The organism is Streptomyces sp. cmx-4-9 (assembly GCF_046548835.1).
GTDB lineage: Bacteria > Actinomycetota > Actinomycetes > Streptomycetales > Streptomycetaceae > Streptomyces.
Window position 1 is genome coordinate 20,201 of sequence record NZ_JAEBEE010000006.1, and the last position, 17,215, is coordinate 37,415.

A 17,215-nucleotide genomic window follows, 5' to 3' on the forward strand; every position below is an offset into this window, starting at 1 on the left:
CCCGGGGAAGGGGAGCCATGCAGTTCGGAATCTTCACCGTCGGTGACGTCACGCCCGATCCGACGACCGGACGCGCGCCCGGCGAGCACGAGCGCATCAAGGCCATGCTCGCCATCGCACAGAAGGCCGAGGAGGTCGGCCTCGACGTCTTCGCCACCGGCGAGCACCACAACCCGCCGTTCGTCCCCTCCTCGCCGACGACGATGCTCGGCTACATCGCCGCACGCACCGAGCGCCTCATCCTGTCCACGTCGACGACGCTGATCACCACGAACGACCCGGTGAAGATCGCCGAGGACTTCGCGATGCTCCAGCACGTCGCCGACGGCCGTGTCGACGTGATGATGGGCCGCGGCAACACCGGCCCGGTCTACCCCTGGTTCGGCAAGGACATCCGCGACGGCATCGACCTCGCCATCGAGAACTACGCGCTGCTGCGCCGCCTGTGGGACGAGGACGTCGTCTCCTGGAAGGGCAAGTTCCGCACGCCGCTGCAGTCCTTCACCTCGACCCCGCGCCCACTGGACGGCGTCGCGCCCTTCGTCTGGCACGGCTCCATCCGCTCGCCGGAGATCGCCGAGCAGGCCGCGTACTACGGCGACGGCTTCTTCCACAACAACATCTTCTGGCCGGCCTCCCACACCCGGCAGATGGTCAACCTGTACCGGGAGCGCTACGCCCACTACGGGCACGGCACCCCTGAGCAGGCCATCGTCGGGCTCGGTGGCCAGGTGTTCATGCGCAGGAACTCGCAGGACGCCGTGCGCGAATTCCGTCCCTACTTCGACAACGCACCGGTGTACGGCCACGGCCCGTCCCTGGAGGAGTTCACCTCCCAGACGCCGCTGACGGTCGGCTCGCCGCAGGAGGTCATCGAGCGGACCCTGTCCTTCCGGGACTACGCGGGCGACTACCAGCGCCAGCTGTTCCTGGTGGACCACGCGGGCCTGCCCCTGAAGACCGTCCTGGAACAGCTCGACCTGCTCGGTGAGGAGGTCGTGCCGGTGCTGCGCAAGGAGTTCGCGAACCTGCGTCCGGCGGGCGTCCCGGACGCGCCCACGCACCCGGCGCGCGTGGCGCAGGCCCGGGAGGCCTCCGAGCCGCAGAGGCATCCGCAGGGGCCGCAGGAGGAAGGGGCGGTTCAGGCATGAAGCTCGTCGTCATATCGGCGGGGCTGAGTTCGCCGTCCTCCACCCGGCTGCTGGCCGACCGCCTCGAAGCCGCGACGCTGGAGCACGTGGACGCCGAAGCCCAGGTGATCGAACTGAGGGAGCTGGCCACGGAGATCGCCCAGCACTTCGTCACCGGGTTCCCGCCCGCCCGGCTGGCCGCCGCACTCGACGCGGTCGCCGCCGCCGACGGCCTGATCGCCGTGACACCGGTGTTCGCCGCGTCGTACAGCGGCCTGTTCAAGTCCTTCTTCGACGTCCTCGACAAGGACGCCCTCACCGGAAAACCCGTGCTCGTCGGCGCGACCGGCGGAACCGCCCGGCACTCCCTGGTCACCGAACACGCCCTGCGCCCCCTGTTCAGCCACCTGCGCGCCCTCGTCCTGCCGACCGCCGTCTACGCGGCCTCGGAGGACTGGGGTGACGAGGGGCTGGCTCAGCGCATCACCCGTGCAGGCACGGAGCTGGCGCGCTTCATGGCGCCCGCCTCCCGTGCAGCTGCCCCGGACGTCGACACCACCGCAGCGATCGCACCCCGCTCGCTGACCGGGGCGATCACCTCGGTGGATCCGGCGGACGGCTTCGAGGTGGTGCCGTTCGCCCAGCGACTGGCTGCGCTGGCCGCCGGATAGCCGCAGGCGGTACGACGGCACGCGGTTGCGGCCCCGTCCGTGGGGGACGGGGCCGCAGTGCGTCCGGTGCCGGGATGATCACCGGTGCGACTCGGGCGGGCCGCAGGGGGCGGCGAAGCACTGCCAGTCGTGCTTCTCGGAGGAGTCGCCCTTGCCGGGATGGTGGTTCCACTTGTCGTGCTCGTCGTGGTCCCACTTGTCATGCTTGTTGTGCTTGTCATGCTTGTTGTGGTCCCACTTGTCGTGCTTCTCGTGCTTGCTGTGGTCCCACTTGTCGTGCTTCTCGTGCTTGTCGTACTTGTCGTGGTCCCACTTGTCGTGCTTGTTGTGCTTCTCGTGCTTGTCGTGGTCCCACTGACCGGAGTGGTCTCTGTCGGACCGGCCGTGGTCGCCGTCCGTCACGACCGAGTGCGGCGTTGCCGGGGCGGCGAAGGCCGTCGTGGGGACGAGTACCCCTCCCGCCGCCATCGCGGTCCCGGCGGCGAGCAGGATCAGGCGTCGCGTGCGCATGGTGTGCGTCATGGAAATTCTCCTTGGCTGGATGTCTGGATGTCTGGGTGTCTGGTCCAGGGATGTCCGGTTGTCGGGGTGTCGGGGTGTCGGGGTGTCCCGATGTCCCGGTGTCCCGGAAGGTGCTTCCAGTAAGCGCCGACGCCCGCCGCGCGTCATGCCCCTCGATCACGTGGCTTGACGGACCGGGGTGATGCGTGCGTTCCCCGACCCGGACCTCGGCATCAGGTGGTCGGGGCGTGGCGGGCAGCCACCCGGCCCGCCCCCGGGCCACCGGCCCGGCGGGACCCTGAGGGGTTCTGCGGCGGTCGACCGCGCGCCGATGAGTTCTGCGGCGCCCGGCCGTCTACCTTCCGTAAGCCTGAGAAGCAGGCCCAGCGACCGCCCCGGGAGGGTGAGGACCATGAAGTACATGATCCAGATGAACGTGCCGGCCGATCAGTGGGACGCCGTGATGTCGTCCTACTCGGAGGAGGACATGCAGGCCATGTACGCCCACATGAACGCCCTCAACGCCGACCTCACGTCCGCGGGGGAATGGGTGGACGGGCAGGGCCTCGGCGGTCCTTCGCAGGCCAAGACGGTGCGGGCCGGCGGCGACGGGCGGCCGCAGGTGACGGCGGGGCCGGCCTACGCGGGGCCCGTCCTGGCCGGGTACTGGGTCGTCGACGTCGCGGACGAGGACCGGGCCCTGGAGATCGCCGCTCGGGCCTCGGCGTGCCCCGGCCCCGGCGGGAAGCCCGGCAGCGATCCGGTCGAGGTGCACCCGATCCCCGGCGACCCGACGCAGGCCTGAGCCGCCCGGCCGCGGCGCCGCCCCGAACCGGGCGGCGCCGACCCGCTGCCCGGCCCGGCGGTCGTCCCACGGCCGCCGTCAGGCCTTGGCCCCGGCCCCCGCCTCCTGCGGCCCGCCGGTGGAGGTCCACCCCTGTCGGTGGCGCTCCTCCAGGCCGTCCAGGAGGAGGTCCAGCGCGAACTCGAACTCGAACTGGTCGTCGCAGCTGCGGCCGACGACCGAGGCCGGGTCATGGGCTGCCCCCGCGGCCAGTTCGGCGATCCGCGGGTACCGCGCCGCCAGCCCGGCGAGCTCCTCGGGCCCGGCGTCCCGGTCGGCGTTCCCCGCGTCGTCGAACAGCTCCTGGCTGAAGCCCAGCAGCCGGCTTCCCAGGGCGTGCATGGCGTGGTGCGTGAGGTCGACGGAGAACCCGCCCTCGCGGAACGTCCCGATCATCGAGTCCAGGTACCCCAGCACCGCCGGCCCCGGGCTGCTCCGCGACTCGATCACCTGCGCCGCCCAGCGGTGCCGCAGGAGCTCCCGGCGCGCCGAGAGGACCCGCCGGCGGACCACGTCCTTCCAGCCGGAGCCGGAGTCTGAGCCGGAGTCTGAGCCGGAGTCTGAGCCGGAGTCTGAGCCGGAGGCGGAGGCGGAGTCGGAGCCGGAGTCGGAGCCGGAGCCCGAATCGCCGGCCGGGTGGTCGATCCCGGCGACGACCATGTCGGCCATTCCGTCGAGGAGCCGCTCCTTGTTCGGCACGTGCTTGTAGAGGGCCATCGGCACGACGCCCAGTTCCTGCGCGAGTCTGCGCATGCTGAGCGCTTCGATGCCCTCGTCGTCGGCAAGCGTGATGGCCGCCCGCAGGACGCGCTCCCGGTTGAGCGGCGCCCGGCGCCCGGCCTGCGGCTGCTGTGCCACGTCGTCTCCCCCTCACCGCCCGGGGCCCGCTGCCCCTTGACGAGTGTACGCCGTACACCTACCGTGCCGCAGGAGAGGTGTACGGCGTACACCTGCAAGGTCGGAAGGACCGGACATGAACGCAGACAGAAGGACCGCGGCGGCCGCCGGCGTGCTGTTCCTGGTGACCGAGGTCGCCGCGATAGCGGGACTGGCCCTCTACCGGCCCGTCCTGGACGGGCCGGCGGGGACCCTCGGCCCCGGCGCCGCGGAATCGGCGTTCGCCGGGGCGCTGTGCGAACTGGTGCTGGTGGCGGCGGTGATCGGCACCGGCTTCGTGCTGTTCCCCGTCATCAGGCGGCAGTTCGAGGGGCCGGCGCTCGGGTACGCCTGCCTGCGCCTCCTGGAGGCCGTCGTCATCACGGTCGGCGTCCTCGGCATCCTGACGCTCGTGACGCTGCGGCAGGAGGCTGCGGGAGCCTCCGCCGCGGCGGGCGCCGCAACGGACGCCGCCGCAGCGGGCGCCGACCGGGCCCTGCTGGCCCTGCACGACTGGACGTTCCTGATCGGGCCCAATATCGCCCTGGGTCTGAACACCGTGCTGCTGGCGTACGTGATGTACCGCTCCCGGCTCGTGCCCCGGCCCATCGCCGTACTCGGGCTGATCGGCGGCCCGCTGATCTGCGCGTCCGCGGTGGCCGTGATGTTCGGGCTCCACGAGCAGCTCTCGGCCACCGGCACGGCCGCGGCCCTCCCGGTCTTCGCCTGGGAGGTCGCGCTGGCCGTCCGCCTCATCGCCAGGGGTTTCGACCCGGCCCGCCCCCCGGCCGGCGCCCCGGCGACGACCCGGTCCGCCGAGCCCGCCCAGCCCGCCGAGCCCGCCGAGCCCGCCCAGCCCGCCCAGCCCGCCTAGTCCTGCCAGTAGAAGAGCAGCGTCCGGACGTCGAGCGGGGTGCGGCTGCCGAAGTAGTAGACGCCGAGGCCGGTGACGCGGACCGAACCGGTGTCCTCGTCGATCCAGCGGAAGCCCGCCCCTTCGAGGGCGGCGCGCGCGGCAGGGTCCTCGTCGTGGCTGCCCGCGAAGCGTCCCAGCGTGCTGATCTCCACCTCGCGCCCGGCGCCTCCCCCGTACCGGATCACGTGGTAGGTGCCGCCGCCTTGCCGGTGGACCTCGCCGCAGGACAGGGCGGGGCGCGGAACCAGTCCGGCCGCCGCCAACGCAGCCGTGGCCAGGGCCAGTTGCCGTTCCTCGTCCGGCGGCTGCGGCGGCTCGGTGCACAGGGCCTCGATGCGCCAGCGCGGATCGCTCTGCTTCTCGCACCCGTCCCCGTACTCGTGGACGACCGCCCGGCGGACCTCCTCGTCCAGACCGGCCACCTCCACCCGCGGGCGCCCCAGCGCCTCGTACACGGCCCGGGTCTCGGCCGTGTCGCCGGTCAGCCGGTGCAGGGCGTACGCCGCCCACAGCCGCGCATCGGCCGTCGGCGCCCCGGCCAGGTACGCGCGGACCCGGTCGGGGCAGGTGAGCAGTGACTGCGCCAGGTGCGCCACCTGCGGGTCGGGGTCCGCGAGTGCGCCGGTGACGTCCCCGCCCGCCCGGTGGCGGACGCGGACGGCCACGGCCCGGTCCTCGGGCCTGCCGCCGTCGAGTTCGCCGAGCACCGCGTCCGTCCCGTACCGGTCCGCGAGCGCGTCCAGCCCGGCCTCCCCGACCGCCCGGTCGGTGCTCCAGTGGCTGAACGCCAGGGTCGCCAGTCCTGCCGCCGCCGTACGGTCCCCGAGCGCCGCCCGCGTCCGCAGCACGGCCTGCGGCAGGCCGTACGCCTCCTCGCGCAGCCGGTCCTCGTGCTGCAGCCAGGGCAAGAGCTCCGTGCGGTCCGCGAGGAGGACCAGCAGTGCCTTGCGGACCGTCCCGGAGTCACCGGTGTCGCGGACGCAGTCGAGCAGCGCGCCGAGCCCGTCCTGCGGCACCCGGCCGGCCAGCGCCTCCACGCAGGCCGTACGCCGCCACCACGGCTGGGCGGGGTCGACGGCGTACCGGACGAGCAGGCCGGCCCCGCAGGCGCGCAGTCCGGCGGCGTCGGTCCGGCCGGCCTGCGGCGTCAAGTCCTCGATGGTCGGCATCCGCGGATGCTACTGCCCGTCCGGCCTGGGCGCCGCCGGGTTTTCGCCGGTCAGCCCCCCTGGGCGCGTTCATCGCGCTCCGCGCCGAGGACGCTTTCGACCGCGTCGGCCAGGCAGGTGACGCGGTCGTGCCCGTGCAGACCGCGGGTGACATAGGCGAGCGAGTAGCCGTAAGCGGGGGAGTGCCAGGCGCAGCTGCCGCCGATGCCCCCCATGCCGATGTCTCCGTTCTCGTCGAGCTTGAAGCCCAGGGACCAGCGGGCGTGCTCCCGTAGGAAGCCGTCGGTGCCGGCGGCGGCCGTGGTGAACAGGTCGGACCACAGTCCCGCGCCCAGCAGCCGGGCGATGTGGCCGTCGGGCCGGCCCAGGTCGTCGTACAGCGCCGCGAGCGAGGCGGCGTCGGTGATGAGGCCGACCGCACCGAACGGCGTCAGGTGCCACGACGGGCTGCGCAGCGTCGCGGTGTCGAGGAGGCCGCCGGGGCGCAGCAGGGCCGACCGGCCGAGTGCGTGCGCGAGATAGGGGTCGGTCCATGCGGTGCCCAGCGGTTCGGGTTCGGCGACCAGGGGGAGTTCGTCGGGGCGTACGCCGAACCGGAGGCGTACGCCGAGTGCGTGCGACAGGGCCTGCGTGCTGTCGCGGACCGAGGGGGCGCCGACCGCGCCGAGCAGCCCGTCGACGAGATGGCCGTAGGTGGAGGCGTGTTCGGCGATGTCGCGGCCCGGCACGGTCAGCGGTTCCATGGCTTCGAGGTCGTGCACCAGCGCGGCGTGGTCGCGGGGGTCGATGCCGGCCGCGGCGGGTGAGAACACGTGCTTGCCCGACCGGTGGCTGAGGATCATGCGCAGGGTCGTCGGCGTTCCCGGTGCGTCGCGGTAGGCCGGCCAGTACGTGGTGACGGGTGCGTCGAGGCCGATGCGGCCCTCCGCGACGGCTCGGAGGGCGGCCAGGGCGACCAGCGGCTTCCCGGTGGAGAACACCTGGACGAGGGTGTCCGCACTCCAGGGGACGCTGCCCGCGAGGTCGGCGCTGCCGCCGTGCACGACGAGGGCCGGAGTCCCCCGGCGCCAGACCGCCAGAGAGCCCCCGGGCTCGCGCCCGGTGTCGACGAGCTCCTGGAAGCAGGCGACAACCGGCTCCCATGCGCGGCTGGAGTGCTCGGTGCGGACGGCCGTGGACATGGGGTCCTCCATCGGTGAGGGGGTGCGGTCGGGGGCGGCCCCGCCACGGGCCGACCCCGTTCAGTGGAGGGCTTCCCGGCCTGCGGTTCAACAGGGTTTCCGCGACGTCCAGGACGAGGGCGAAGGAGGAGACGGGGCCCCGGGCACGGGGTGCGGGGCGCGGGGCGCGGGGCGCGGGGTCTGGGGGCGGGGCACGCCCGCACCGTCCCACCGCTGCCGACCCGTCACTGACCGCCCACTGCTGACCACCCGCCACTGACCACCCGCCACTGACCACTCGCACCACCCGTCACCGACCACCCGTACGGTGGGCCCATGTCCAGGGCGGTGGGAGCCGTGATGACCCGAACCATCCTTGCCCTCAAGGGAGTTGCCGTGCTGGCCGCCACCGCGACGGCATGCTTCGGGCCGGAGGGGACCAGCTTCGGCGACGGCACCTCCCGACCTCCCGGCGGGTGGTGTCCTGGCACGGGGCGCCACCGGTACCGCCCGGCCCGGACGGGGCCTGGGCCCTGCACCACGCCCCCACCGGCATCTTCGGGCAGGGGACGAAGCTGGCGCGCCTGCCCGGCCGGCCGGCACGCTGGTCCTCATCAGGCCGGCGGCGCGGGAGTGAGCGGGCAGGTACCGCACCTGCGGGCTTGCCCGCTCGCGGACGGCGACCGCCGTGATGCCCTCGTCGTCGACCTCTCGATGCGTTGACGGGTCGGCGGAGGGAGAGGGGAAGGGAGAAGAGGGAAGGGGGAAGGGGGAAGGGGGAAGGGGGCGGGTGGCGGGCCGTAGGCGGCTCCGGGGGGGAGTGGAGCCGCCTACGGTCACCCAGCCGCGGTGGAGCGCCCGTCTGCGGGGGAGGCGCCCGACCGTCACGGCGCGTATATCCCGCCCCGCGGCCATCAAACCTCCTGATTCGCCAGTCCCTACCGACGCCCCGACCGCTACCGTCACCCCACCACCGCGCTGCTCCTGCCGCTCCTGCCGCCTCTGCCGAGGTCAGGGCCTCGTCCGGGCGGGTCTGGTGGAGTCGGCGGGCAGGGCGAGACGGGCAGCGAGGCGGACGCGCATCTCCCCGGCGGCCAGCCGCACTTCCTCGGAGCGGGCCTCGTCCTCCAGGGCGCCGAGCAGCATCATCACCGCCCTCGCCTCGTCCCCGGTCAGCAGCTTCAGGCGGGTGTCGGTCGAGGCGTCCAGCAATACGTCGAGGAAGTCTTCATCCATGCCGGGACAACGTACCGCCGGCGCCACCGGTCACCGCAGCCCCCTACCTCAGGCCCCCGGACCCGCTGCTCCGGCCTGCTCCTGACGGCGATGACTACCTCTCCGGCCGACACGCAAAAATCTATCTCGGCCGGAGTAGACATTGGCCTGTGTGCTGGTTATGGTTTCTCTCGTAGCCAGAGAGACCGCAAGGCCCGGCAGAGACGAACTGCCGGGCAGCAGTACGCAGAACGGTGCGGTGGTGGAGTTCCGAAGCCAGTGGTTGTGTGACGGCGACGGGACTGACGACCGGACCGGGCGGCCCGCAGTGATCAGGGGCCGCCGCCGTGAGCAGTACCGCAGAACCGCAGTGGCAGTACCCGGTAGTACCTCGGTGAAGGCGTCGGCTGCGGGCGCGCGCACCGGGACGTTCGGCAGTGGGGTTCCAAGCCAGGGCAGATGCAGGATGGGCAACGGGGCTGGCTGCCGGAGGATGGCGCTGTGACAGGCCATCAGCAGTACGCATCACCAGCAGTACGCAGTGCGCAACACCAGCAGTACGCAACACACCAGTAGTAGGCATCACCAGCAACACCAGCAGTACGCAACACCAGTAGGGAAAGTAGTTCGATCCAGAGGGATGAACGGAGGGATTGAGCGCCATCAGGATCGCCCGGACGCCACGCGGGTCCGGGTACCGCAGGACATCGATAGTGAGGTGGTCTCCGGTCACGCATCCGCGATCCCCGCACCCCCGACGGCTTATCGGTCGGGGCGGCGGAAACAGAGAGCCGGCGCAGTATCAGGGCCGGTAGATGGTGTAGCAGTTCCTTCGGGGCCCGGGTGCCGGTCATGGCACCCGGGCCCCTCCACGTGTTCGCGGGGAGGGGCCGCGTACGGGCATCCGCGTACGGGCGTCCGCGGCCGGGCATCAGCGTCCGGGCCTCCGCGTACGGGCGGGCCCGGAGGTCCGCCGCTCCGGCAGTCGGTCAGGGGCCGTGCAGCTCCGTCTCCCACGGCGCGAACGGGGGCTCCACCCGGTAAGCGGGATCGCAGCGTTGACGGATCCACTGGGCGGCGCGGTGCTGGGCCTCGCCGTCGTTGACCGTCTGCCCCTGCTCGTCGACTTCGAGGACGTTGGCGAACACGGCAAAGACCATTTCGAGGTCCGAGCCGTACACGAACAGGCGGGCGCGGTAGTCGATCCCGTCGAGGAGCTCCCCGTCCAGGGTTCCGTTGCCCAGGTGGAACGCGAAGAACCGCAGGGCGGCCCGCACGTCCGTCGGCAGGTGTGTCATGTGCCCGTCCTTCCGCGGTCGGAGGCGCCGGCCACCGTCAGGCGTCGAAGCGGTGGCGGGAGGCCTCGATGTGGCCGAGGTAGCGGTGGGTCCAGTCGCAGAGGCCGTCGATCGTCACCCGCAGGGCCTGACCCGGTTCGGTGAGGGTGTACTCGACCCGCGGCGGCACGACGGGGTGCACGGTCCGCTCGACCAGCCCGTAGCGCTCCAGCATGCGCAGGTTCTGCGTGAGCATCTTGTGGCTGATGCCCTCGACCCCGTCCCGCAGTTCACTGAAGCGCAGGGTGCCCTCGCCCAGGGCCTCGATGATCAGGAGGGCCCACTTGTTGGCGACGTCGGAGAAGATCTCCCGCGCCAGCGAGTCCGCCCGCCGCACGTCCGCTGCGTCGGGTGAGCCCGTGAACTGCTTGGTCACCATGAGGTTCCCCAGTCACTGAAAAGTGCGTTCTTCCATGTCAGAGGCCACTCTCCTACGGTTTCCAAGTCACCACAAGAGACCAGTGGACGTGCTGGTCCGGTGGAGCGGCGGGCCAGCGGGCCCGCGTCATGAAGGAGGCGGGCCGCATGGCCATCACCCTGCTGAACCCCGAAGGACTGCCGGAGATCGATGTCTACCGGCAGGTGTCGATCGCGACGGGGACGAAGCTGGTCTTCGTCGCCGGTCAGGTCGCCTGGGACGCGGAGGGCGTCACGGTCGGCGAAGGCGACCTCGCCGCGCAGGTCGAGCAGTGCTACCTCAACGTCGCCGCCGCGCTGGCCGCGGCCGGGGGCTCCTTCGAGGACGTGGCCAAACTGAACGTCCACGTCGTCGACTGGACCCCCGACATGATGCCCCGGCTCCTGGAGGGGATCGGCCGGGCGTCCGCGCGGCTGGGCGTCACCCCGGTCCCGCCGGCCACCCTGCTGGGTGTGGCGGCGCTGGACGTGCCGGAGCACCTGGTGGAGGTCGAAGCCACCGCGGTCCTCGACTGACCGGGGTCACGGGGCTACCGGCCGCCCCTGCCCGCCTGCCCGCCTGCCCGCCGGTCGCCCTGGCCGTCGGCCCGAGGGTTCGCCGTTCACCGGTTCGCCGGGGCGCCGGTCCGCCGGTTCGCCGCCGGTTGGCCCTGAGTGTGTCCCCGCCGGTCCGTGGGCCGGCCGGTCCGCCGGCCGCCCGCCCGTTGGTCCGCTGGTCCGCTGATCCGCCGGTCCGTGGGTCAGCCGCCCCGCCGGTCCGCCCTGGTTGTCGGCCCGAGGGTTCGCCGGTCCGCCGTCCGCCGGTCCACCGGTCCGTCGCAGTGACGCCTTCGCCATGGCCGTGCCCGCCGGTATCCCGGAATGCCCCGGGCGGGCGCGTCGCCGGGTGGCCCGGGTGGGGGCGGTGGGCAGGTGCGTTGCGGTGCCCGAGGCCCCGGCACCCGGGCCGGAAAGGTCCCGGCGGGGCGGGGTCCTTCGGCCCGATGGTGCGGGCATGTCCGCCCTTGTTGGCAGCCGTGCCCGATTTTCTTTGTTCCCGCCCGGAATTATGCGTACTGTGGAGAGGAGAAGCCACAGAGTCGGGCATGAAACGGACGTAAAACCACATGTACGGACCGGAGCGTCAGCAGGAGATCCTCCGCCTCGCCCGTGAGGCGGGCCGGGTGGAGGTGCTGTCTCTCGCCGACCGTTTCCAGGTCACGGCCGAGACCGTCCGCCGGGACCTAACGGCCTTGGACCGGGCGGGCCTGGTCCGGCGGGTGCACGGCGGGGCGATACCGGCCGGGCGGCTCGACTTCGAGCCCGACCTGACCGAACGCGAGGGCACCGCCGCCGACGAGAAGGGCCGCATCGCCGCCGCCGCCCTCACCCAACTCCCGGACGGCGGCAGCATCGTCCTCGACGCGGGCAGCACCGTCGCCCGCCTCGCCGCCGGCATCCCCGCGGACACGGCGCTCACCGTGGTCACCCACGCCCTGCCGGTCGCAGCCCGCCTCGCCGGCCACACCGGCATCGAGCTGCACCTGGTCGGCGGCCGGGTCCGCCACCGCACCCGCGCCGCCGTCGACGCCTGGGCGCTGCGCGCCTACGCCGAGATCCGCGCCGACGTGCTCTTCCTCGCGGTCAACGGCTTCTGCCCCGACCGCGGCCTGAGCACCCCCGACCTCGCCGAGGCGGCCGTCAAACGGGCCGCGATCGGCGCCGCCCGCCGCGTCGTCCTCCTCGCCGACTCCGCCAAAGCCGGCCGGGAGCACTTCGCGCGCTTCGCCTCCTTCACGGAGGTCGACCTGCTCATCACCGACACCGGGCTCGCCCCGGAACAGCAAGCGGCGATCGAGGCCGCCGGTACGGAAGTCGTGCTCGTATGATCCTCACCGTCACCCCCAACCCCTCCCTCGACCGGACCTACGAGATCCCCTCACTGGACCGCGGTGCGGTGCTGCGCGCCGAAGGCGACCGGGTCGACCCCGGCGGCAAGGGCGTCAACGTCTCGCGCGCGGTGGCCGCCGCCGGCGTCCGCACCACGGCGGTCCTCCCGCTCGGCGGCGCCCCCGGCGCCCTCCTCGCCGAGCTGCTGGGCGCCCAGGGCGTGGACGTCACCGCCGTCCCGATCTGCGGCCAGACCCGCTCCAACATCTCGGTGGCCGAACCGGACGGCACCCTCACCAAGGTCAACGCCCCCGGCCCCGAGCTCTCCGAGGCGGAGTCCGGCCTGCTCCTGGACACCATCCGCACCTGCTCCGCCGAGGCCTCCTGGATCGCCTGCTGCGGCAGCCTCCCGCGCGGCCTGCCACCCCGCTGGTACGCCGAACTCGTCACCCGCGCCCACGAGGCGGGCGCCCGGATCGCCCTCGACACCTCGGGCCCCGCCCTGCTGGCGGCGCTCCCGGCCCGGCCCGACGTCATCAAGCCGAACGCGGCGGAACTCGCGGAGGCCGTCGGCCGCCCCCTCGCCACCCTCGGCGACGTGGCCAAGGCGGCCGAGGAGCTCCGCTCCCTCGGTGCGGGCGCCGTCCTCGCCTCCCTGGGGGGCGACGGACAGCTGCTGGTCGCCGCCGAGGGCGCGTACTACGGCACCGCTCCCGTCACCGCGGTCCGCAGCGACGTCGGCGCCGGCGACGCCTCGCTCGCCGGCTTCCTGATCGCCGGGGGCACCGGACCGGCCGCCCTCGCCTGCGCCCTGGCGCACGGCGCCGCCGCCGTCCAGCTGCCCGGCAGCGCCATGCCGGCCCCCGCCGACCTGCGCCCCGACCGGGTCCGCGTCACCCAGGACCTGCCCCTGGACCTCCCCCTGTCCGAACCCGCCGCGGTCTGACGCGCGCAAAGGAGCCCGCGATGAGCGAGATGATCAACCCCGAACTGGTCGACCTCGGCCTGGCCGCCGCATCGAAGGAGGAGGCCGCGCGCGCCCTGGCGCGGCGGATGGAGTCCCTGGGCCGGATCACCGACCTGGAGGGATTTCTGGCGGACGTGGCGGCTCGCGAGGAACAGATGCCCACCGGCCTGGAAGGCGGGATAGGCATCCCGCACTGCCGGTCCGCGCACGTCACGGCCCCCACCCTGGCCTTCGGCCGCGCGCCGGGCGGAGTGGACTTCGGAGCCCCGGACGGACCCGCCGACCTGATCTTCCTGATCGCCGCCCCGGCCGGCGCGGACGACGCCCACCTGACGATCCTGTCCTCGCTGGCCCGCCGCCTCATGCGCCCCGAGTTCGTCGCGGCGCTCCGCGCGGCCACCACGGCGGAGCAGGCCGCGACCCTGGTCGCCGGCGGCGACCCCGCCCCCTACCTGCCCGCCCCGGAAGCCCCGACCCGGCCCGCCCCGGAAGCCGCGACCCGGCCCGCGCAGCCGACGGGTTCCGCGCAGCCGACGGGTTCCGCGCCGTCGACCGCGCAGCCGGCCCGGCCCGGCGCCGCTTCCGCGGAGGCCTCTGCGGAGCCGACCGCCTCGGGTGTGCCCGAGACGACGGCCGGGGGAGGGGTGGTGGACTCGGGAGAAGCCGCCGACCGGCCGCAGTTGCGCATGGTCGCCGTCACCTCGTGCCCCACCGGCATCGCCCACACCTACATGGCCGCCGAATCCCTCGCCCAGGCGGCCCGCGAGGCCGGCATCGACCTGACCGTCGAGACCCAGGGATCGGCGGGCTTCACCAAGCTCACCCCGGAGGCCATCGCCGCCGCCGACGCCGTCGTCTTCGCCCACGACGTCCCCGTACGCGACCGCGCCCGCTTCGCGGGGAAGCCCACCGTCGACGTCGGCGTGAAGGCCGGCATCAACCGTCCCGCGGAACTGCTCGCCGAGGCCCGCGACAAGGCCGCCCGCGGCGAGACCGAGGCACACGCCCCGACCCCGGTCGAGGAGGCCGGCGAATCCCAGGACGGCTACGGCGCGAAGCTCCGCACCTGGCTGATGTCCGGCGTCAGCTACATGGTCCCCTTCGTCGCCGCCGGCGGACTGCTGATCGCCCTCGCCTTCGCCATCGGCGGGTACACGATCGACCAGGCCCCCTCCGTCGCCGACCATTTCGTCTGGACCGAGTCCGCCAGCTGGGCCGCCCTCCTCTTCCAGACCGGCGGCCTCGCCTTCGGCTTCCTGGTGCCGGTCCTCGCCGGCTACATCGCGTACGGCATGGCCGACCGGCCCGGCCTCGTCCCCGGGTTCGTCGGCGGCTCCGTCGCGCTCACCATCAACGCCGGCTTCCTCGGCGGCCTGATCGCGGGCCTCATCGCCGGCGGTACGGTCCTCGCCGTCCAGCGCGTGAAGATCCCCACGGCGCTGCGCGGGATCATGCCGGTGGTCGTGTTGCCGCTCATCGGATCCGCCGTCACCGCGTTCCTGATGTTCCTGGTCGTCGGCAAACCGATCGCCTCCCTCCAGCAGGCCCTCACCGACTGGCTGTCCGGCCTCACCGGCGCCAACGCGATCATCCTGGGCGTCATCCTGGGCCTGATGATGTGCTTCGACCTGGGGGGACCGCTCAACAAGGTCGCCTACGCCTTTGCCATCGGCGGTCTCGCCACCCCCAACGAGGGCAGCCTCAAGGTCATGGCCGCCGTGATGGCCGCGGGCATGGTCCCGCCGCTCGCGATGGCGCTCGCCACCACCCTGCGCGGCCGGCTCTTCTCGAAGACGGAGCGCGAGAACGGCAAGGCCGCCTGGTTCCTCGGGGCCTCCTTCATCAGCGAGGGCGCCATCCCCTTCGCCGCGGCCGACCCGCTGCGCGTCATCCCCGCCTCGATGGTCGGCGGAGCGGTCACCGGAGCCCTGTCGATGGCTTTCGAGTGCACCCTGCGGGCCCCCCACGGCGGGATCTTCGTGATCCCGCTGATCGGCAACCCGCTGCTCTACCTGATCGCCATCGCCGCGGGTACGGCCACCACCGCCGCCCTGGTCATCCTCCTGAAGGGGCTGCGCCGCACCGCGCCCGCGGCGCAGCCCGGGGAAGCAGGTCCGGCCGCCCCGGCCGAGGTCACCGCCGCGGCGTGACCCGGCCGGGCCCGGACCCGTACCGGTACGGCCGCGCCCGGAGCCCCAAGGTTCCGCGCGCGGCCGCGGTGCGTCCGGCCGCGGCGGGCCCGCATCGCGGGCCTCGTGCGTGAGGACCATGCTGGGAAGGAGGGCGCCGTCGGCACGAGAGCCGTCCGTCCGACGGGCGGAACGGGGCGCCCGAGAGGAGAAGGCCATGCGTATGCGGACAAGGCTGGGCCTCACCCTGGCCGCGGCGACCCTGGCCGGTGCGAGCGCCGTCGGAACCGTCGGAGCCGTCGGCGCCCAGGCCGCCGGATCTCCCACCATCAGCCAGGAGGAGTGCAAGGCCGCGGGCGGGCAGGTCGTGTCGAACCCCTACCGGAACGCCACGTGCACGCTGCCCGACGGGACCAGCCAGACGATCACCTGAGCCCTGCCGGGCCGGCCGGGCCACCGCGCGCTCGGGCCGGCCGGCCACCGCGCGCTCGGGCAGGGGTACGCGCCAGGGCAGGGGTACGCGCTCGGGCAGAGATACGCGCCCGGCCGGCCGCGTCCTCCGGCCAGCGGTCCCCCGTTGCGCGGCACCTCACGGCCTGCTCAGCGCCGTTGCTGCCCCTGTACGTCTCCCAGCGTCGACGCGGCCACCGGGTCGCCGTGGACGAAGTCGCCCGGCGGGATGCCCGGATGGTGCCCCTCGGACGGCTGCCCGGCGGGTGCGGTGTCGGCGCCCAGGGTCAGGCGGGACACGATGCGGTAGCGGTCGCCTCGGTACAGCGAGTGGACGTACTCCACCGGCTGCCCGGAGGTGTCGGTGGTGAGGCGTTCGAAGAGGAGGGCGGGGGAGAGTTCCGGCACCTCCAGCAGTTCGGCCTCCGCGCGGGTCACCACGGTGGGTTCGATCGTCTGTGTCGCCTCGTTCACGTACACCCCGTGGTGCGTGCGCAAATGCTCGTAGAGGTCGCCGTGCTCCAGCTCGCGGGAGGTGAGACCGGGGACCAGGGCGGCCGGGATGTGCAGGTGCTCGATGGCCATCGGATAGCCGTCCACCAGCCGTAGCCGGGCCACGTACACGATCTGCGCCGCGGGGGAGAGGCGCAGTTTGCGGCCCACCCGAGCGCCTGCGGGCACGGTGGTGAACTCCAGCAGCCGGCTGGCCCACGCCCCTGCCGCCCGCGGCACGCTGAGCGAGTGGCGCCCCGGCACCAGTTCCTGGGTGATCTTCTCCGGAGCGACGAACACGCCCCGGCCGTGTTCGCGGATGAGAACGCCGGCGGCGACCAGTTCGTCCACGGCCGCCCGCAGCGTCGGCCGGGACACCCCCAGCTGTACGCACAGGGTCCGCTCGGAGGGGATCGCGTCCCCTGCCCGGCGTTCCTCGACCATTCCCAGCACCGCGTCACGGACCCGTTCCCGCTTGAGTACCCCGCCCGGGCGGGCCCCGTCGGATGCCTCGGCCCCATCGGAGGCGTCGACCCGGGCATGCGGTACGGGTGGGGGCTCCGCCGGCAGTACCGGGCCGGCGCCGGTCGACCGGGCCGTGCCCGCGTTCCTGTCGCCCATCTGCCTCGTCCCCTCTCCAGCGCCGCTGCCGCGTGCTGCATTCAACCAGTCGTGGTCACTCCGACCACCACCCGGTACTGGTCAAGTCCACTTTACGGGCCGGTAGGGAGGTGTCGATGCGAGAAGCCGTCAAAAGCCCGGTGGGGCAAGGGGGTTGACGCTTGCATTGGTCCATGCCAGTTTCTTCCCTCATCGACAGGTCACTTGTCCAGTAGGCAAGTGGTCAGCTCTGTGCCACCGCTTCGTGTGCACCTCCGTTCCCCGTTCCCCGTTCCCCGCTCCCCTTGCCCCCTCCCCGTTCCCCGCTTCCCCTCCCCCGGTTTCCCGCTCCCCGCTTCCCGTTCCCCTGCGGATCCGCACGCCGCGGCACGACGCCCGCACGCCTCCGTACGCCGTGCGCACGCCGCCGTACGTCCCCTGCCCGTCCTGCTCTCCCGCCGCCCTTCCCGAG

Annotated in this window: 17 protein-coding genes; 9 read left to right on the top strand and 8 right to left on the bottom strand. The window is 73.2% G+C overall.

Annotated features, from left to right (window positions below; translation table 11 throughout):
• Positions 1 to 17: 17 nt before the first annotated feature.
• Both ACLJTM_RS18905 and ACLJTM_RS18910 read left to right on the top strand, forming a co-directional pair.
• Positions 18 to 1,151, top strand: coding sequence for an LLM class flavin-dependent oxidoreductase (locus ACLJTM_RS18905; protein WP_411104816.1), 1,134 nt, complete (start codon positions 18 to 20; stop codon positions 1,149 to 1,151).
• Positions 1,148 to 1,801: a CE1759 family FMN reductase gene (locus ACLJTM_RS18910; RefSeq protein ID WP_411104817.1), complete on the top strand. Its 654-nt coding sequence runs from the start codon at positions 1,148 to 1,150 to the stop codon at positions 1,799 to 1,801. The genes ACLJTM_RS18905 and ACLJTM_RS18910 overlap by 4 nt, the downstream gene beginning before the upstream one ends.
• 78 nt (positions 1,802 to 1,879) lie before the next feature.
• On the opposite strand, the gene ACLJTM_RS18915 is transcribed toward ACLJTM_RS18910, so the two are convergent.
• Positions 1,880 to 2,323 (bottom strand): hypothetical protein, encoded by a 444-nt coding sequence (locus ACLJTM_RS18915; protein ID WP_411104818.1) that lies wholly within the window; start codon positions 2,321 to 2,323, stop codon positions 1,880 to 1,882.
• A 391-nt stretch (positions 2,324 to 2,714) separates the two neighbouring features.
• Here ACLJTM_RS18915 and ACLJTM_RS18920 point away from each other — a divergent pair, with 391 nt between their 5' ends.
• Positions 2,715 to 3,107, top strand: a complete 393-nt coding sequence (locus ACLJTM_RS18920) for a YciI family protein (RefSeq protein ID WP_411104819.1) — start codon at positions 2,715 to 2,717, stop codon at positions 3,105 to 3,107.
• A 78-nt stretch (positions 3,108 to 3,185) separates the two neighbouring features.
• Here ACLJTM_RS18920 and ACLJTM_RS18925 read toward each other — a convergent pair whose 3' ends face one another.
• Positions 3,186 to 4,004: a TetR/AcrR family transcriptional regulator C-terminal domain-containing protein gene (locus ACLJTM_RS18925; RefSeq protein WP_411104820.1), complete on the bottom strand. Its 819-nt coding sequence runs from the start codon at positions 4,002 to 4,004 to the stop codon at positions 3,186 to 3,188.
• A 115-nt stretch (positions 4,005 to 4,119) separates the two neighbouring features.
• On the opposite strand from ACLJTM_RS18925, the gene ACLJTM_RS18930 reads away from it, so the two are divergent.
• Positions 4,120 to 4,896: a DUF4386 domain-containing protein gene (locus ACLJTM_RS18930; protein WP_411104821.1), complete on the top strand. Its 777-nt coding sequence runs from the start codon at positions 4,120 to 4,122 to the stop codon at positions 4,894 to 4,896.
• Here the strand turns inward: ACLJTM_RS18930 and ACLJTM_RS18935 are convergent.
• The 5 genes from ACLJTM_RS18935 to ACLJTM_RS18955 all read right to left on the bottom strand — a co-directional run bounded on the left by ACLJTM_RS18935 (position 4,893) and on the right by ACLJTM_RS18955 (position 10,198).
• Positions 4,893 to 6,107: a hypothetical protein gene (locus ACLJTM_RS18935; protein ID WP_411104822.1), complete on the bottom strand. Its 1,215-nt coding sequence runs from the start codon at positions 6,105 to 6,107 to the stop codon at positions 4,893 to 4,895. The two genes, ACLJTM_RS18930 and ACLJTM_RS18935, sit on opposite strands and share 4 nt — an antisense overlap.
• 50 nt (positions 6,108 to 6,157) lie before the next feature.
• Positions 6,158 to 7,288, bottom strand: coding sequence for a serine hydrolase domain-containing protein (locus ACLJTM_RS18940; RefSeq protein ID WP_411104823.1), 1,131 nt, complete (start codon positions 7,286 to 7,288; stop codon positions 6,158 to 6,160).
• A gap of 990 nt (positions 7,289 to 8,278) precedes the next feature.
• On the bottom strand, positions 8,279 to 8,503 hold the full coding sequence (locus ACLJTM_RS18945; protein WP_411104824.1) for a hypothetical protein: 225 nt from the start codon (positions 8,501 to 8,503) through the stop codon (positions 8,279 to 8,281).
• 968 nt (positions 8,504 to 9,471) lie between these two features.
• The gene (locus tag ACLJTM_RS18950; RefSeq protein ID WP_411104825.1) at positions 9,472 to 9,780 is read right to left on the bottom strand and encodes a hypothetical protein; all 309 of its coding nucleotides are present in this window, start codon (positions 9,778 to 9,780) and stop codon (positions 9,472 to 9,474) included.
• Between the two features lie 37 nt (positions 9,781 to 9,817).
• Complete coding sequence (locus ACLJTM_RS18955) at positions 9,818 to 10,198, bottom strand: winged helix-turn-helix transcriptional regulator (RefSeq protein ID WP_411104826.1); 381 nt, start codon at positions 10,196 to 10,198, stop codon at positions 9,818 to 9,820.
• 146 nt (positions 10,199 to 10,344) lie between these two features.
• Here ACLJTM_RS18955 and ACLJTM_RS18960 point away from each other — a divergent pair, with 146 nt between their 5' ends.
• The 5 genes from ACLJTM_RS18960 to ACLJTM_RS18980 all read left to right on the top strand — a co-directional run bounded on the left by ACLJTM_RS18960 (position 10,345) and on the right by ACLJTM_RS18980 (position 15,634).
• Positions 10,345 to 10,752, top strand: coding sequence for a RidA family protein (locus ACLJTM_RS18960; RefSeq protein WP_411104827.1), 408 nt, complete (start codon positions 10,345 to 10,347; stop codon positions 10,750 to 10,752).
• Positions 10,753 to 11,342: 590 nt separating this feature from the next.
• On the top strand, positions 11,343 to 12,104 hold the full coding sequence (locus tag ACLJTM_RS18965; RefSeq protein WP_411104828.1) for a DeoR/GlpR family DNA-binding transcription regulator: 762 nt from the start codon (positions 11,343 to 11,345) through the stop codon (positions 12,102 to 12,104).
• Positions 12,101 to 13,051, top strand: coding sequence for a 1-phosphofructokinase (gene pfkB, locus ACLJTM_RS18970; RefSeq protein ID WP_411104829.1), 951 nt, complete (start codon positions 12,101 to 12,103; stop codon positions 13,049 to 13,051). Before ACLJTM_RS18965 ends, pfkB begins: the two co-directional genes overlap by 4 nt.
• A 20-nt stretch (positions 13,052 to 13,071) precedes the next feature.
• Positions 13,072 to 15,222 carry a fructose-specific PTS transporter subunit EIIC gene (locus ACLJTM_RS18975; protein ID WP_411104830.1) on the top strand — a complete coding sequence of 717 codons (2,151 nt, stop codon included), beginning with the start codon at positions 13,072 to 13,074 and terminating at the stop codon, positions 15,220 to 15,222.
• Between the two features lie 196 nt (positions 15,223 to 15,418).
• A complete protein-coding gene (locus ACLJTM_RS18980; protein ID WP_411104831.1) occupies positions 15,419 to 15,634 on the top strand; it encodes a hypothetical protein in 216 nt (71 codons plus the stop codon).
• 167 nt (positions 15,635 to 15,801) lie between these two features.
• On the opposite strand, the gene ACLJTM_RS18985 is transcribed toward ACLJTM_RS18980, so the two are convergent.
• Positions 15,802 to 16,764, bottom strand: coding sequence for a GntR family transcriptional regulator (locus ACLJTM_RS18985; protein ID WP_411104832.1), 963 nt, complete (start codon positions 16,762 to 16,764; stop codon positions 15,802 to 15,804).
• Between the last annotated feature and the right edge of the window lie 451 nt (positions 16,765 to 17,215).

What these genes read in the sequence shown, in the direction of transcription:
- pfkB (WP_411104829.1), top strand. Translation starts at nt 12,101, where the DNA reads ATGATCCTCACCGTCACCCCCAACCCCTCCCTCGACCGGACCTACGAG.
- ACLJTM_RS18965 (WP_411104828.1), top strand. Translation starts at nt 11,343, where the DNA reads ATGTACGGACCGGAGCGTCAGCAGGAGATCCTCCGCCTCGCCCGTGAG.
- ACLJTM_RS18980 (WP_411104831.1), top strand. Translation starts at nt 15,419, where the DNA reads ATGCGTATGCGGACAAGGCTGGGCCTCACCCTGGCCGCGGCGACCCTG.
- ACLJTM_RS18985 (WP_411104832.1), bottom strand. Translation starts at nt 16,764, where the DNA reads ATGGGCGACAGGAACGCGGGCACGGCCCGGTCGACCGGCGCCGGCCCG.
- ACLJTM_RS18945 (WP_411104824.1), bottom strand. Translation starts at nt 8,503, where the DNA reads ATGGATGAAGACTTCCTCGACGTATTGCTGGACGCCTCGACCGACACC.
- ACLJTM_RS18950 (WP_411104825.1), bottom strand. Translation starts at nt 9,780, where the DNA reads ATGACACACCTGCCGACGGACGTGCGGGCCGCCCTGCGGTTCTTCGCG.
- ACLJTM_RS18940 (WP_411104823.1), bottom strand. Translation starts at nt 7,288, where the DNA reads ATGTCCACGGCCGTCCGCACCGAGCACTCCAGCCGCGCATGGGAGCCG.
- ACLJTM_RS18915 (WP_411104818.1), bottom strand. Translation starts at nt 2,323, where the DNA reads ATGACGCACACCATGCGCACGCGACGCCTGATCCTGCTCGCCGCCGGG.
- ACLJTM_RS18930 (WP_411104821.1), top strand. Translation starts at nt 4,120, where the DNA reads ATGAACGCAGACAGAAGGACCGCGGCGGCCGCCGGCGTGCTGTTCCTG.
- ACLJTM_RS18955 (WP_411104826.1), bottom strand. Translation starts at nt 10,198, where the DNA reads ATGGTGACCAAGCAGTTCACGGGCTCACCCGACGCAGCGGACGTGCGG.
- ACLJTM_RS18935 (WP_411104822.1), bottom strand. Translation starts at nt 6,107, where the DNA reads ATGCCGACCATCGAGGACTTGACGCCGCAGGCCGGCCGGACCGACGCC.
- ACLJTM_RS18910 (WP_411104817.1), top strand. Translation starts at nt 1,148, where the DNA reads ATGAAGCTCGTCGTCATATCGGCGGGGCTGAGTTCGCCGTCCTCCACC.
- ACLJTM_RS18905 (WP_411104816.1), top strand. Translation starts at nt 18, where the DNA reads ATGCAGTTCGGAATCTTCACCGTCGGTGACGTCACGCCCGATCCGACG.
- ACLJTM_RS18975 (WP_411104830.1), top strand. Translation starts at nt 13,072, where the DNA reads ATGAGCGAGATGATCAACCCCGAACTGGTCGACCTCGGCCTGGCCGCC.
- ACLJTM_RS18960 (WP_411104827.1), top strand. Translation starts at nt 10,345, where the DNA reads ATGGCCATCACCCTGCTGAACCCCGAAGGACTGCCGGAGATCGATGTC.
- ACLJTM_RS18920 (WP_411104819.1), top strand. Translation starts at nt 2,715, where the DNA reads ATGAAGTACATGATCCAGATGAACGTGCCGGCCGATCAGTGGGACGCC.